Genomic DNA, 14890 nt, shown 5'->3' with positions numbered 1-14890 from the left:
TTTTTTTCAAGACGGCTGACATGCCGCCCTCTCAGGATTTCAGCGGTCCACCAAACCCGCTCGTCGGCAGCTTCATGCCCGTCGCGCCTGCGGCCGACGCCACGGTCGTGGCGCCCTTGCCCGCGATACTCGCGACGCCCGGCAATGCGCCTTGCAAAGCCCCGGACGCCGCATTCGCCGCCGGCGCGGCCAGCGCGGCAAGGCCGCCCTGACGTGCGGCCTGCACCATCCCGGCCACCTGCTTCGCCGCACCGCTCAGGCTCGACGCCGTCTGCAACGCCGACGCAGCTCCGGCCCCACCCAACGCAGTCGCCGCAGCCGGCAATGCGGAACTGGCGAGGCCGCCAAGGGCAGCACCCGCGCCACCGCCGCTCACCAGCCCCATTGCTGCTGTCGTCGCGGCCGGCGCCATCCCCTGCAGCTGGCTCGCGAGCTGCCCGCTAGCTGCCGCCTGCGCGGCCTCCGGCGACGGTTGCACGGGCTCCGCCGGCCACTTCACCTGCTTGAAATAGTTCGCTGGCTGATCCGACTCGCGCGGGTCCTTGCCGAACTCGACGCGCACCGCCCCCGGCGGCAAACCGCTCACAACCGTATAGCCGCTGTTGTCGAGTGCGCCTTTCTTCAGCACGGCGCCGTTCACGTCTCTCACCGTGAACAGCCCGCCTTTGACCGCCTCGCCGTTCACGTACTTGTGGAACAGTTCGAGCTGCCCCGGCTGATCCGGCCGCGAGCTCGGCAACGGATAACCCATGCTCGCCGGCCCCGCGAACGTATGCGATGCGCCCTTCACATCAACCGCGCCCGGCGTATGAATCTCGATGTTGCCGTCCTTGATGCGGATATACCCGCCGCCGCTCGTCAACAGAATCCCCTGATCGGCGGCGATCTCGATCCGATCAGTTGCGGACACAACCTTCACCGCCTTCTGCGCAGTCACCTCGACGTTGTCCGACTGCGCCTGGATCTCGACCTTGCCCTTGCCCGCGAACAGCTTCATCCCCGCGTTCTGCACGAACAGGCTCAGCTTCTGCCCGATGCTGCCGATCAGCGACTTGCCCGCCGCGACATGCACGCTCTGCCCGCTCGCGACGTTCACGTGATCGTTCGCGACCAGGTGCAGCGACTGCTGCGTCGACATCCCGATTCCCGACGGGCTGCCGAACAGCATCACTGGCTCCTTGAAAGCGTTCGCGTTGCCCGTGCCGCCGCCCGCCGTGCGCCCGCCTGACGCGCTGCCCGATGCGCTGTCCTGCGTCGCGTCCGTGAACGCGCGCATCGTGTCCTGAGCGTCCTTCAGGCTTTCCGCCTGATGCTGTTCGCTCACGCCCGACATCGCCTCGACCAGGCTCTCGCCCGTCACGAGCTGCTGCTGCGCTTCCTTCACGTCCAGCGGCTGGCTGTTCGGTGCCTTCGGATGGGTGGTGACGTACAGCCCTTGGCTCGCCCGCACCGCGCCGTATGCGTCCGAGCGCAGATCGAAGCCACTGCCCAGGTACGATCCGCGCGAATTGCCGTTCTGGTCGATGATGTAGCCGAGATGCAGCAGGCTGTTCGCGCTGCTGCTCATCAGCTGCACGCGGTTCTGCCCGGTCGCGTCGTCCATCACGAGCTGGTTGTAGCCGCTGCCTGAATACTCTTTCGACCGATATCCGGACAGAATCCCGTCGCTATGCCACTGCGGCTGGTTCGCGCCGTTGTACACGCGGCCGACCGCGAGCGGCCGGTCGCAGTCGCCGCCGACGTAGTCGATCAGCACTTCCTCGCCGATGCGCGGCACATGCACGCCGCCATAGCCGCCACCAGTATCCGACTGCACGACGCGCACCCAGCACGACGCGTTCTCGTTGCCCGGATTGAGGCGATCCCACACGAACTGCACGCGGATCCGGTTCAGCTCGTCCGTATAGACTTCCTCGCCCTGCGGCCCGACGACGATCGCCGCCTCGAGATGCATCTTCGGCTTCTCGTGTTCGAACGGGCTACGATACGGCACGCTCACGCGCTGCGCTTCGACCTCGACGAGATAGAAGCCGACCGAACCATCGTCATGCGGCACGCGAAACGCCGGATCGGCACCGTAACCTTCCTGCGCTTGCATCAGCGCGTCGCGCAGGCTGTACGGAAAGTCCGCGCTGCTGCTCGCCACGGGCAGATTGTTCTCGATCCACCATTCGACGCCGATCGCCGCGAATTCGCGCTGGTCCGCCGGATCGCGATCATGTTCGGGATGGTCCGACAGCGTGAAGCGCCGGCCCGCATCGATTGCGCGCACGCCACCCGCGCCATGGAAGCGCTTTGCCTGCGACTCCCATTCCTCCATCCGCACCTTCGTCAGATGGTCGCCGCGCGTCTGGTCCAGATACGTGTAGGCACCGGTGTACTCGTACACTTCGAGCTGGTCGGGCAATTCACCCTGGCCACTCATCGTCGGCAGCGTCGTGCCCTTCGGGTTCGACGGCTGCGACGGATTCTTGTAGTCGAACGTGCGTGTCGTTCGCGTCACGCTCTGCAGCGTGCGCGAGCCCGACCATTGCGTGAACGCGTCGGCTTCGCTCGCCGCGCCGCCGCGGTAGAAGCGCACGGTCTCGGGCGACAGCGGCGCGAACGCCTGCAGGTTGTCGGTGATGACGAGCGTGTGCGACTTGCCGTCGTCGGCCTGCTGCCATGTGCTGTAGAGGCCTTCGCTTTCCATCAGCCGATGCACGAAATGCCAGTCGGTGTCGTGCTGGCGCGTGTACGACCGGTTCGGCAGCGGTTTCGACAGCGCGAACCGGAAATGCCCCTGCGCCTGCGGATGCTTGTTCAGCACATCGCTGATGATCTGATCGACGGTCGTATCGTTCCAGAGCCGCTGGTCGCGACGGAACTTCAGGAAATGCGTGAAATCGGCGAACGTAAGCTGATAGGTCGTGAGCCCGCCGTCGGCGCCAAGGCGGCGCGCGGTGTGGACGTATCCGTTGATCGGCCGGTAGCTGCGATCGCCCTGCTGGATCCACAACGTGACGGGCTGCGCGATCAGCTTTTTCAGTTCCAGATCACTATCGGTCGACAGCACGTCGAGCGTGAACTCGTACGCACGCCCGACGCGCGAATGGCCGACCGCCCGCTGCACGGTCAGCACATTCGGGCCCAGCGGCGTATCGAGCTTCAGCAGCCGGTCCTGCTGAAGCAACCCGCCGCGCAATGCGGCAACAGTGTTCTGCATGTTCATGGCAACGGCCTTTTCTTCTTTTGACGCGCCCTCGGATGGCGCGCTATGCGATTTCGCTCGCGCGATTTTACAGACAAATTACTGCGAGACTCCGAAAAATGAACTGATTTAAAAGAGTTTTTCAAGCGTATTCCGAGCGGCCCGGTCGAACCGTTCGAACGCTTGTTCGACACGTACGCGCCATGACGTCACGCCGAACTGCTCGCCCATCGCCCGCTGAAATCGATGCAATCAGGGCCAATTCGACTTCCGGCGCGGCCCGGTTGCGAGTAGTGTCTACGTGCCCGTATTCCGGCCCAGTCCGGGCACGACCGATGCCCGGCGCTCGATTACCACACTGAACACTGGAGATCTGCGATGAAACGTTCGAAGTTCCTGCTGTCGGGCCTGCTGCTCGCGTCGGCCCTCGGTTTCACGGCCGTTGCCGCCCATGCGGAAGACCTGCTCGACTCGGTGAAGAAAGCCGGCGTGCTGCGCGTCGGCCTCGAAGGCACGTATCCGCCGTTCAACTCGCGCGGCACGTCGGGACAGCTCGAGGGCTTCGACGTCGATGTCGCCAATGCCGTTGCCGGCAAGCTCGGCGTGAAGACGCAATTCGTCCCGACCGAATGGAGCGGGATCATTGCGGGGCTGCAGGCCGGCAAGTTCGACGTGATCGTCAACCAGGTCACGATCACGCCGCAGCGCAAGGAAGCGCTCGACTTCAGCGAGCCGTACACGTACTCGGCAGCGCAGCTGATTCAGCGCAAGGACGACACGCGCAACTTCAAGTCGCTCGAGGATTTCAAGGGCAAGAAGCTCGGCGTGACGCTCGGCACCAACTACGACCAGATGGCACGCAGCGTGCCGGGCATCGAGGTGCAGACGTATCCCGGCGCGCCGGAAAAGCTGCGTGACCTCGCCGCGGGCCGGATCGAGGCGACGCTCGACGACCGCCTGATGCTGCCGTACATGATCAAGACGTCGAACCTGCCGCTGCGCTCGGGCGCGGTGCTGAACGGCGGCAAGCAGGAGATGGCGATCCCGTTCCGCAAGGGCAATCCGAAGTTCGAGAAGGCGATCAACGATGCGCTGGAGTCGCTGCGCAAGGACGGCTCGTTGAAGAAGATCTCGATGCACTGGTTCGGCAGCGACGTGACGGTGCCGGTCGCGCAGTAAGCGGTTCGCCGCGCTTGCGTTGCGTCACGTCCTTCGCTGCGGCGAAGGCGTGACGCGCAACTGCATTACTCTTCCCTTCCCCTCAAGCCGCTTCGTCGAAGCGCGCAAGCAGCATCTGGCCGATCGGCGTCAGCGCCGGGCGCGCAGCCACCGCACTCACACGTACCTGCGTATCGTCGACCAGCCGCTTTTCGACGAGTACGGCGAACGCCGGATTCGACGGGTCGACACTGTCCGGTGCGCGGGCAATGCGCAGCAGCATCGAGAATTCGTGCGGACTCAGCATGGTCCTTGTCTCCTGATCGTCCGCGATCCGGTTCGAACCGGCGTCGATCGTCTCTTTTGATGAAATGGCCCGAAGGCATGTGAATGCGAAAATGCGCGGCCGTTTGCGACGAGGGCACGTCGTCGCGAGGAGCCAGCCGCTCCCTGAGCGGTGCGACGTCATCGGATCCGCTGGATGCGGACGTCACGGCAGGGACGTGCAACGTTATTGGGCCATCGTGACGCGGCCGTGACAGCAAAGCAGGGGCGCACATCTGGCCGACCGATACCGACGACCACGCTCATCGCCGACGGCAGATTGGTCGTTTGCAGGCATTGCCTGGAAGACTGGCTGCGGCGCCAAGGCATCGCTTGGAGCGGCATTGCAACCGGGTGAATGCGCCGCTCCTGATAAGCGCGGCGCGGGCCGGCCAGGAAATGTACGGCACCGAGTCGAGAAATCCCGCATGCGCGTGTCCACACATGCATGCGCTGAAATGCGCTGAAGCGGGCTTGCCATGCGCCCCGTGTCCCCGCGTCAGATTTGTCGGCTCGCGGCGCTGAAACGACGAAGGGCCGGGAGAAAAAATCTCCCGGCCCTTCGTTCAATTTGGAGCAGTCGCAGGACTCGAACCCGCCACCTGATGCTTACAAAGCACTCGAACGATCAAGCAAACTCAATCACTTACGCAAATTTCGCGTTACCAAAATACCGAATTCGACGGTGTTCTCAGCCATATCCGACGGGCATCGTGACATCGATTGAAAACGCGCCGATATACGTCAAGCAGGGACAGCTTGATATATCAGCGCGCGCTCCACCTCCGTCGTGTAAAAAATTTCATTCACACTGCGGCCTGCTCAAAACCAATCACGATCAACCGAATCAACGCGAGGACGATCAAGATCGAAAGAACAAAGCACATCAGGGGCATGGCAAGGTTCGATCTCGGCCTCCCTTTCGCATCGAATTGGATGAAGTGAAGTAAAGATGGGGGGCGTTTGGCGCGAAATGGGAGGATGGCAAATGACGCGAGCGTGATCGCAAATGCAGCGTTCCTGATATTAGACGTCGATGCCGACTGGTGAATTTCACGGCGAAACGCCACGAAATAGAAAAACGTGACGATACCAACTATCAAAATCGCATCAATCGCATACCCGGCAGCTTTCTTCACGTCATACTCCTTACCGAACCCGTCGCATTCGCTTAAACGCAGTTGCTCCGTCGGTCCACGCCCCGGACGTCGTGAAAAGTGTAGGCTGACTTGGATACCGATTCAGATCTCGTTTACGCGCATGGACGCGCGTAACGGCTGTCCCCGCGACGCAACTCCAACCGGCACGCTCGCGATTCGTCAAGGCGCTCCGGTAATCGGAATGCCTCGTTGCATGCGTTGCGCAGTTCCAGTTGATGACGAAGAAAGATTCGCAAAGACGGGATAGCAACCCGAGAACCACTAGACACTGTCCGACCGGCAGCGGTGATTGTTGCCTTGACTATGTGGTCTTGCGGAGTCGCAGCTTGTGAACATACTCGTGCGCCCGCGGATGATGAAGACGAACGTCCGCACCGAATGCTCGGCCCCGCCACTGGCTCGATTTCCGGACTGTCACGCAAAAGCTGAATTGGAAACGCGAAGGGGCTACGCAAACATCGCGTAACCCCTTGTCAGATATGGTGCGGCTGCAGGAATGGTATTTACATCTTAACCAACTGATTCAAATAGAAATTATCTCAGACAAATCTCCGATACACCCCCAAACGTACCCCCATACAGCGAGCGACCTGCGAGAGCTGCTTCGCGGAATTTCCCTTCGTCTTTCCGGGACCCGCCGCCAAGGAAACATGCGTTCCGTATGCCGCCGGAACGAATTTTTGTTGGAGATTTGGAGACAAGCGCTCATTTCGGCCGGTCTGCCGCGACTGGCAAGGCTCCGACTATCTCCAAGTATGTCTCCAAAAGACCTCTTTTCTTGGAGACACGATTGGAGATAGACCGGCGGGCGCCTCGGATCACGCCCGCCGTTTACGGAACTCTTCGCGGCTGGAACGCTGCGCGCAAAGAAACTCCCCACGCCGCCGCTGTACCGGCTGCGAAATCGTCGATGTCACGAGAGTAGCGCCACACCACATTGGCTACAATCGACCATCTCATAGAGGACTGGCAATTTAATGTGTCGACATTGATAACCGACAGATCGAGAAGCGCAGTTTGGCAAGCCATCGGGACATTGGCCTTCGTCTGGTGGAACACGAGTCTTTCGCCGCCTGTACCAAGGAGAAAGGCAGGAAGGGCCGAACTTGACTTTGTCGTAAGTCAAATTCGCTCGATACGCCGGCTGACGGAGTTCGCGGTGCTGGGGCTCGGCGAGGTTTGCACAGATGATCTCGACGCCATCGTACGGGGCCTAGATGACCCGCAGATTGCCGTTCATGACGCGACAAGCCGAAACGGTCGCTTGAAGTTCGATACGCCCGTAATTTACGATCGAAGCAAAGTTGCTTTAGAGCGCCATAGGTCTGTCGTCGATAGTCGCGGACGACAGTCGCTAAAGACGGGCGAGGTCGCCGAATTTACCGCCACGGCAACCGGCGACACGTTTCACGTGGTTGTATCGCATTGGCCGAGTCGTCTGAGCGTGGCCCAGTCGGCACCGGAGCGAGCGGAACTCGGGATCGCGCTTCGATGGACCGTTGAGAACCTCAGAACAGACGCGCATCCGTACATCGTGCTGATGGGCGACTACAACGATGACCCATTTTCTGCGTCCTTGTCCGAACATCTGCTCGCGACAAGGGACCGTTACTTGGTTCGCGCCCACAAGGACCTTTTGTATAACCCGTTTTGGAAACGCTTGGGCGAGTCGCACAACCATTCGGACGATGATCCCCCGGACGGGGTATGCGGAACGTACTTCTACAACAAGGGACGCATATCCCGGTGGTTTACATTCGATCAAATGATTTTTTCCTCGGAGTTCCTCCAAGGAAAAGCGCTTGTCTTGGATGAAGCGAACAGCGGGATCCTAGTCCCTCTGGACCTCAGAGCCAAGCTGCTTAATCCGAAGGAAATTTTTGACCATCTCCCCGTGCTGGGAGTCGTAGAGTTGAGGAGCAGAACATGACCGATTTCGCTGACGCATTCAAGCGCGGACAAGACGCGGCCGCCCGCGCCGCCGAAGCTAGGGCGGAGGTGGACCAAGTCGTCACCGACGTCCGGCAGTCCGTGTTTAATGAAACGAACGGGCGCGTTGAAATTGGACAGCAGCGGTTTGAGAAGCCGCGCAAGCGCTCGATTGCAGAGCAATTCGCCACCTCGATCGCACTGCTGACTGCGACGGAGCCGACCCCAACTGAGTTATGGCTAGCCGCACGGAACCCGCTTGCTATTGACGCGTCATGGGAAAAGCTCGCGAAGTTTGAGCGCCCGCACGAAGGCTATCCGTGCGTCGTCAGCTATGACAATCGTGACGTTCGATGCCACGACCGATCCTCGCTTGAAGACGCGATTGCCGAACTCCTAGCAAGCTCCTGGGGAGGGGAAACCCTTTTCTCGCTGCTCAATCGCCCACTCAAACCTCGGGACGCAACAACTGAAGGTGCGTAAAAATACACACACTCGATGGCAACTGTGCCGGCGGCCGGGTGGTCATCTGGTCGCCCATTCGATTTTTCCGCTTATGCGGCAGCACCTATCCACACAATAGTGGGTTGACTCTTGCCGTAGCGCTTCGCAAGGCCACTACCGCCGAATGAATTGCGCGCTAGCAAGTCCTAGGTTCGGCGGCATGCGCCGCTTAGACGGCATCGCGCACCCGCATGATGGTCTGTCGGCTCGTGCCATAGCTCTTTGCCAGACTCGCGACGCTCGCCCCCTGGCTCAATTGCTGCCGCACTTCGTCCTGTTGTTGCTTGCTTAGCGCGGACGGACGGCCCATCGCCTTACCTTCTGCCTTTGCTCGCGCGATACCGGCCTGCGTTCGCTCGATCAGCAAGTCGCGCTCAAACTCGGCAACAGCGTTTAAGACCTGCATCGTCATACGCCCGGCGGCGCTTGTCAGATCAACGCCGCCCAGTGCGAGGCAATGAATCCGTATGCCGCGATCTGCCAACACCTCAACTGTCTCGCGCACGTCCATCGCGTTCCGGCCGAGTCGATCCAGCTTGGTCACGATCAATACATCCCCCTCTTCCATCTTGAGAAGCAGCTCAGCGAACCCCGGACGCTGTTGCGCTCTAACACTACCGGAAATGTTTTCCGCAACCATCCGGCGCTTGTCGACCGCAAAGCCGGCCGCCTCGATCTCGCGGAGTTGGTTAGTTGCCGTCTGGTCGGTCGTGCTAACGCGGGCGTATGCGAAGGTCCGGGACATGCTGCACTCTCAATGTGTTCGAAAAGGATGTCCGAATCATACCGCATGTCCGAAAATATCAAACCCTTATTTTCGGACATGCCTACACACCCATGTCCGCAAGGGATCGGTTTCGGACACAATGCCTGATGCGGTTAGGGACCGGCACGTCTAGGCAGTGATATCCACAAAGCCGCACCCTCTCCCGCATCAACCTAGTCACGCCTGCGGGCACCAATCAGCACTGTCGCCATGTAACAGCGTGTCACTTTTCAGGCAGGTTATCGTCAGGAAGAATTTCGTTTTGCCCGGCCATTCGGCGCTCATACTGCCGAACCAGCATACTGATTTCTGGATCGCCAACCTGCATCTCGGCCGACTTCAACTTTGCCATTGCATCATCGTAAATCGAGAAATCGCCAGTCTTTCGATAATACTCGATCCCTACGTCGCAATAAGCGCCTAGGATTAGCTTATGATCCGGATAACGATCGACTGCCAAGACAGCGGAATCTCTAGCTTGGCGCAAAATTGAAATCCTATCCTCATCGAGAAGCCCAGGCGCATCGACCGCCCGAGCGATCATAACCTTTATCTTGTATCGGGTTATTGGCGCATCAACACCAAAATCCTTTTCAAAAATTCTAATTTCCGTTTCAGCCTTCTCGTATTGCCCCATCTGTATCAGATTTCGAACCAATCGATGTCGAGGAATTCTCTCCCCGGGGGCAACGGACATCATTTTACGCAAAAGTCTATTTTGAACATCCTTATCCGATATTCTAGGGAGCCCAGCCTCCAAATTACACAGCTCACGAATACTTCTAACCTCAATATCGAATGTTGGAGATATTGAATCGATGACATCATCGAAAAGCTGAACGATCTGCCCCACATCCTGATACTTATACTTCGTTAATATCGCAGCAATAATATCGTGACGACATCTCCACGCATACAACCCCTCGCGCTCATTAACAGTATATTCCCTAATGATGTCAGTTAGATTCGATAGCGCCGCCGAGATCACATCGCCTGGAATGCCCAGCAAACGAATGACCAACTGCCGATGAACGCGAATCCCAGAACTCTCCATCCCCGCGACAACGCGATATATATCCTGATACTCGGGTGAAAGAGAAGCATACTCCCTCAGAATAATGTCATCGAACTTTTCGGACGAGAATATATTTTTCAGACAAACAAACGTCTCAGATTCAAATCTTTCAATTAGACGTCGACGTCGCTCATACCTCGAAAAACCCGCAAACGAATCACCTATCAACTCCTTTATCTGCCGATTCGAATCGATTATATTCAAAAGCCACTCAATTTCCTGCGGCCGCAACCGGTCCATCGAAAATTCTTTGCCAATCTTATAAAATGCGGTCGATTTAATACGGGGATTCCAATGATTGCGAGTGCTTGCAAGAACTAATTTGAATGACTCAATACGATCAGCCCTAATCGCATCCAAAATCTGATTGACAGCGTAGAGATGATGATGCGCCTCGTCGACAAACAAAACCCCGACCGCATTATATTTTGGCAATGCGCGTGCGACCTTTAGCCATTCTGCAGGAACAAGTTCAAAATCGTCCTTGTGCTCCCAGCAATAAAAGCCTTCCTTGGAGAGACGCAGCAATATCTGGCGGGCTGACGTCGTTTTGCCGACTCCACTTGGCCCCAGAATCACCGCACAAGAAAGATCGCCTTTGATCTTTTCGACGACATCAGAAGTCGTCAATCTGTCAAACGTGAGGCCTGCCTCAATATCGGAAAATCGGGCAGGCCACCCGTTAAACATACCACTTATATCCGAATCGCCGGTCGCATCATGAGAAACATCTATCGTCACCGGCTTTAACGATGGCGCGTGATCTAGCGGCTCAACTGGATCAATGTATGCGGCAGTTGTCTCCGGAATCTTGGGTGCTATAGCAGAAAAGAAGTCGTCGATACCGCCGAAGCATACTTGAAATCCTCTTCGCTCCCACAGGTCAGCACGATTCAAATCCTTGTTATACATTAACAAAGTTATCTTACTAACACCACCTGTTTGCCCAGAAATCTCAGCCGCATGATTTGCGACCGCTTTAATATCCTCATCTGCGAGAGAGTGACCAATGATTATCAGATTCGCCCCAAGCAAATCCGATTTCAGCCTCGAATACAAACCCTCTCTATATGAACTAGTAAAATCATAGTCATTGTCGGTAATGATAATTCTGCCAACATGTCCATCCGCAACGTCTTTATCTATTGTTCCGTGCAACTTAAACAACTTCGTCGAAGCCGGCCTTTCGTGAACCGAGAAATCAAAATTTGATTCGTAAACGAGCAAATCTACACTCTTCGCCTTGTAACTTTGCTCGATCAAAAGGTCGTAATTCGTAGTAAACAGAGACTTCCATGGATACAACGGCATATTCAAAAGACTTCCTGTCGGATGCAGTTTTTTGAATGGAACCCGAAGAGCATCTATCAACCTTCTGCGACCAAATTTATTCTCAATAATACCGGCATATTCACGAAGCGAATAACCATCACTTGCCAAATTGAATGTTGCCTCAAAGCACTCCATCAACTTTGCCACTGAAGGAGCATGCGAGGGTACGCACGCCCCCGCACCGAAAAACAACACCGTCTTCTCCGGAATCAGTTCATTAGCGAGGCGAGTTATTTCGATTGGCATGATGGTCTCAATGTAGATTTTCGAATGTTCTCTCTTTCCCAAGCAGTACACAGTTACGCGATGACTGCAACGTGCAACCGCGCAAGACAACCGCTCCGTCGACTTGCGATGTTGCTCGCGAACGCGACCTGTCGCAGCACCACTCTGCCAGACTCAAAAGTCATTAGCACGCAGATATCTCGGGGCATGAGAAAATAACGACGTCAAGTCTAGGGCGGCCACCCGAACCCCGGATTCCTTCACCGGCTGGCTTGACGTCTTTCGAAGGAGACCGCACAGAAGGGTGCCTCATTGCTCAACAAGAACAACGCTCGTCCGTCTTCCGCATCGCCAACTTCACGACCGTTCCAGCAAAAACGTCGCACCCCGCTCAAGCAACATCTCCGTACCGACGCCTACGTCGCCGAGCGGCACCGCGCATCACAAGCGAATACCGATAACTCAGGACGCGGGCGACTTGATCACATCCCAGATCTGTTGTTTGCGCACACCTCGTCAGAAAAAGCGACCGAACTACTGGCCGGTCTGATTGTGCGATGTATTGATGCCAATCATATGCACTCTGTCGAGGACCTAATCCGACACCCATCCTTCGACAGCGCAGTGCTTCGGGCCGTCGTGCATTTTGCACGCCGCGATGCGACAACCGCTTTGCGCCACCAGATCGATGTGCTTCAAGCTCAAGTCGCAGAAACTGCGGATGCCAATACATTTCGTGTCGCGACAGCGCGAACAGAAGAGCGGGAACGTCAGCGGCACGCTAAAGAGCGGGCAAGCGCTCGGATCGGCCCAGCTCAGCAGAAGCGCCTCGCTCACGCCCAGAAGAACAAGATCCTGGACGAGCTCAGTCGTCGATCGCGCAATGGCGAAGATTACATGGGCCGATCCGTCAGCTCGGAATTAGCATCCCGCTTTAATGTGTCGCCGAGTCATGTCCGTGCGCTTCGGAAAAACTGGTTGAGCACGTTGAAGCCTCAAAAACGCAACTGACGTATCGACACTTGCGTTCGTGAACGCATCAAAAGCAACTGTCGATACGACAGTCGCTTTTCAGCCCGCATGCTTCGCGTTATCCCGTGCAAACCCGCACGGCCCCATAAGTCGCGGAGCAAAGATGCACAACACGTTGCACCCAATCAATTGCGTTGTACGAATGCGCGGCCTGCCCGGCCTCGTCGGTCTCAGCAAGAGCGAGATCTATCGGCGCATTCAGGCGGGCACGTTCCCAAAACCAATTCCACTTGGTACACGTGCCGTCGGCTGGCTCGAATCTGATATCCAGTCTTGGATCAACTCGCAGGCTGGACGGGAGCCCGCATGAACGGCCAAGACACCGTACTCGTTCGCGGCCGCGGAGGCCCCTTCGGTCAAGCGCTCGCTGTCGCGGGAGTCGCCCGCGATGTGGCCTACCAATCTTGTAAGAGCGCAAAGCTGCGCGCATTGGCCCACGCACTCGACGATTTCGAGACTCGCATGTGGAATCGAGGTGACGATACAGGGCAGTTCGTCGCGCTTGCAGTCACGCTAGTCGCAACCCTATTGCTGGACTCGCCGCGCCTTGGGCACGACCAAATCTCAGCCGCGCCGGAAAGGATCATGAAAGCGCTTGATGCGGCGGTGATGGACTATGAGGCATATCGGCGTGACCATGAGCACGATCTACTGTCGGCGTACCGCGCTCTCTATAGCGATGTCTATGCGCATTGCCGCGATACAAATGCACGCGCGGCTGCTCAAGCGGTGATTTGCGCAGGGATGGCGGGAAGTCGCGCGAGAAACTACGACGAAGCGTTGCGCGCCGACATTGATGCCATCAAGCAAGCCATCACGCTTGTCCAACCGGGAAGCAAATTGGCATGACTCGCCTTCAAAGCCACTTTGCCGCCTCTGCGCCGCGCGAGACGTCACAATTTGCACATCGCGACGGTGCGCAGTATCCTGTGGGCGTCGCTGAAACAACAGCGGTCCGGATTGGCGTCCGGCAATCTCCAGAGGCGGATGACCGCCTCAGCGCGGTTTTTTTACGTCCGCACACTAAGCGCCTTCTACGGTCGGGCCTTGGTGGTGGAGCGCTCGCGCTCGCCGGTTTCCTCTGGGTCCGGTACGCCAACGCCGCCATGCGCCCGGCCACCTCAATTGGCGTTGAGGTCCGGGTGGTTCAACCCACCAGAGGAGGTCGCAATCCATGCGCCAGTCCATGCACGCCCGTACCGGGCAGCAATCCCACCTCATTCAATCCATCGTCCGCGCAGCACTGCGCGACGCAGCAACCGCCAGCACGTATCAAGACGCGCTCGACGCGACCGGCGCGGCACTTGCCGCAATCGCAGCGCTTGTCCGTGCGGAGGTGCGTCATGGCTGAGCTGCGCTGCAAGATTGGCGATCTGGCGATCGTCACGCAATGCGATGCACGTTCACGCATCGGCATGCTTGTTGAGGTGGCATCGGCTCGTCCGACGCCCGATCACGATTGGCGCGTGCGGATCTTGGGCGGCCCTGTCACGGGGCGCAGCGTCTACGACCGCCGATTCGGCGAGTTCACGCATGCAGCCGTCCACGACTGGAACCTCACGCCGATTCGCGGCGAAGCGAAGCTGGATTGCCCGATCGATGTCGGGCAACTCCTCGCGTCGATTCTGGAGGTGCGCCATGTCTGAATTCCGCCTGCCGAACGAAGTCACAATGATCGCCATGTGTGCGGCCCATCAGTTCGCCCACCTCGAAGCGCTGTTCGATGCTGTCCGTTCGCATCTTGCGGAGGGCACCTACGAGCGAGCGCTTGTCGACATGGGGCAAAGCGTCGCGAGCCGGTATTCGGCCGAAATGCGCCGTACTGCGCAACCGGAGGTGTGCCATGACTGATCAGCGCATCCGAACCGCGGTTATCAATGGCTTTGACAACGCACCGCCGCTCGATACCGGCGCTCCGATCGAGCTGCAATTCGCCGTCGACCTGGGCGCGATCTGCGCCGACGCATGGCTCGACCTGAAAGGCGACGTGCGACTGCACGACTACGCGGCACATCAAGCCGCAGCGTTCGCGCGCGGCATGGAAGCCGCCATGCAGGACGCGGGCGACGTCGACGCGCACCGCGTGACGATCAGCCGCCAAGCGTTCGCGGCCGGCCTGATGGGGCGCGTGCAGCAACATCTGTTCGCGGCGCTCGGCCTCGTCACGCGCGAACCGCGCACGACACACTAAGGGG

15 protein-coding genes are annotated in these 14890 nt (G+C 58.4%); 10 read left to right on the top strand and 5 right to left on the bottom strand.

Annotated elements, in window-relative coordinates; genetic code table 11:
- Positions 1-31: 31 nt before the first annotated feature.
- On the bottom strand, positions 32-3211 hold the full coding sequence (locus ACT2FV_RS18965; RefSeq protein ID WP_444504600.1) for a type VI secretion system Vgr family protein: 3180 nt from the start codon (positions 3209-3211) through the stop codon (positions 32-34).
- Positions 3212-3568: 357 nt separating this feature from the next.
- On the opposite strand from ACT2FV_RS18965, the gene ACT2FV_RS18960 reads away from it, so the two are divergent.
- Entirely contained in the window at positions 3569-4369 is an 801-nt protein-coding gene (locus tag ACT2FV_RS18960; protein WP_059599833.1) for a cystine ABC transporter substrate-binding protein, read from the top strand.
- Between the two features lie 82 nt (positions 4370-4451).
- Here the strand turns inward: ACT2FV_RS18960 and ACT2FV_RS18955 are convergent, their stop codons facing one another.
- Positions 4452-4655 (bottom strand): hypothetical protein, encoded by a 204-nt coding sequence (locus ACT2FV_RS18955; RefSeq protein ID WP_059599832.1) that lies wholly within the window; start codon positions 4653-4655, stop codon positions 4452-4454.
- Positions 4656-5478: 823 nt separating this feature from the next.
- Positions 5479-5811 carry a hypothetical protein gene (locus ACT2FV_RS18950; RefSeq protein ID WP_444504599.1) on the bottom strand — a complete coding sequence of 111 codons (333 nt, stop codon included), beginning with the start codon at positions 5809-5811 and terminating at the stop codon, positions 5479-5481.
- Between the two features lie 958 nt (positions 5812-6769).
- Here ACT2FV_RS18950 and ACT2FV_RS18945 point away from each other — a divergent pair.
- Together ACT2FV_RS18945 and ACT2FV_RS18940 are read left to right on the top strand one after the other, a co-directional pair.
- Complete coding sequence (locus ACT2FV_RS18945; RefSeq protein ID WP_444504598.1) at positions 6770-7762, top strand: endonuclease/exonuclease/phosphatase family protein; 993 nt, start codon at positions 6770-6772, stop codon at positions 7760-7762.
- Positions 7759-8244 carry a hypothetical protein gene (locus ACT2FV_RS18940; protein ID WP_249462908.1) on the top strand — a complete coding sequence of 162 codons (486 nt, stop codon included), beginning with the start codon at positions 7759-7761 and terminating at the stop codon, positions 8242-8244. Before ACT2FV_RS18945 ends, ACT2FV_RS18940 begins: the two co-directional genes overlap by 4 nt.
- A 190-nt stretch (positions 8245-8434) precedes the next feature.
- Here the strand turns inward: ACT2FV_RS18940 and ACT2FV_RS18935 are convergent, their stop codons facing one another.
- Both ACT2FV_RS18935 and ACT2FV_RS18930 read right to left on the bottom strand, forming a co-directional pair.
- A complete protein-coding gene (locus tag ACT2FV_RS18935) occupies positions 8435-9010 on the bottom strand; it encodes a recombinase family protein (RefSeq protein WP_249462911.1) in 576 nt (191 codons plus the stop codon).
- A 244-nt stretch (positions 9011-9254) separates the two neighbouring features.
- Positions 9255-11684 (bottom strand): SIR2 family protein, encoded by a 2430-nt coding sequence (locus ACT2FV_RS18930; RefSeq protein ID WP_444504597.1) that lies wholly within the window; start codon positions 11682-11684, stop codon positions 9255-9257.
- A 291-nt stretch (positions 11685-11975) separates the two neighbouring features.
- On the opposite strand from ACT2FV_RS18930, the gene ACT2FV_RS18925 reads away from it, so the two are divergent.
- The 7 genes from ACT2FV_RS18925 to ACT2FV_RS18895 all read left to right on the top strand — a co-directional run bounded on the left by ACT2FV_RS18925 (position 11976) and on the right by ACT2FV_RS18895 (position 14886).
- Entirely contained in the window at positions 11976-12674 is a 699-nt protein-coding gene (locus tag ACT2FV_RS18925; RefSeq protein WP_444504596.1) for a DNA-binding protein, read from the top strand.
- 124 nt (positions 12675-12798) lie between these two features.
- Positions 12799-13005, top strand: a complete 207-nt coding sequence (locus ACT2FV_RS18920; protein WP_444504595.1) for a helix-turn-helix transcriptional regulator — start codon at positions 12799-12801, stop codon at positions 13003-13005.
- Entirely contained in the window at positions 13002-13544 is a 543-nt protein-coding gene (locus ACT2FV_RS18915; protein WP_444504594.1) for a hypothetical protein, read from the top strand. Before ACT2FV_RS18920 ends, ACT2FV_RS18915 begins: the two co-directional genes overlap by 4 nt.
- 325 nt (positions 13545-13869) lie before the next feature.
- Complete coding sequence (locus ACT2FV_RS18910) at positions 13870-14046, top strand: hypothetical protein (protein WP_085962283.1); 177 nt, start codon at positions 13870-13872, stop codon at positions 14044-14046.
- Positions 14039-14341 (top strand): hypothetical protein, encoded by a 303-nt coding sequence (locus ACT2FV_RS18905; RefSeq protein WP_059603878.1) that lies wholly within the window; start codon positions 14039-14041, stop codon positions 14339-14341. The genes ACT2FV_RS18910 and ACT2FV_RS18905 overlap by 8 nt, the downstream gene beginning before the upstream one ends.
- Positions 14334-14546 (top strand): hypothetical protein, encoded by a 213-nt coding sequence (locus ACT2FV_RS18900; RefSeq protein ID WP_444504593.1) that lies wholly within the window; start codon positions 14334-14336, stop codon positions 14544-14546. Before ACT2FV_RS18905 ends, ACT2FV_RS18900 begins: the two co-directional genes overlap by 8 nt.
- On the top strand, positions 14539-14886 hold the full coding sequence (locus ACT2FV_RS18895; RefSeq protein WP_014722320.1) for a hypothetical protein: 348 nt from the start codon (positions 14539-14541) through the stop codon (positions 14884-14886). The genes ACT2FV_RS18900 and ACT2FV_RS18895 overlap by 8 nt, the downstream gene beginning before the upstream one ends.
- The last annotated feature ends 4 nt before the right edge of the window (positions 14887-14890 follow it).

It is taken from the genome of Burkholderia sp. PR2 (genome assembly GCF_052372875.1).
Lineage (GTDB): Bacteria > Pseudomonadota > Gammaproteobacteria > Burkholderiales > Burkholderiaceae > Burkholderia > Burkholderia diffusa.
The sequence above is the reverse complement of the archived record's forward strand: the minus strand, read 5'-3'. Positions and strand labels throughout refer to the sequence as shown.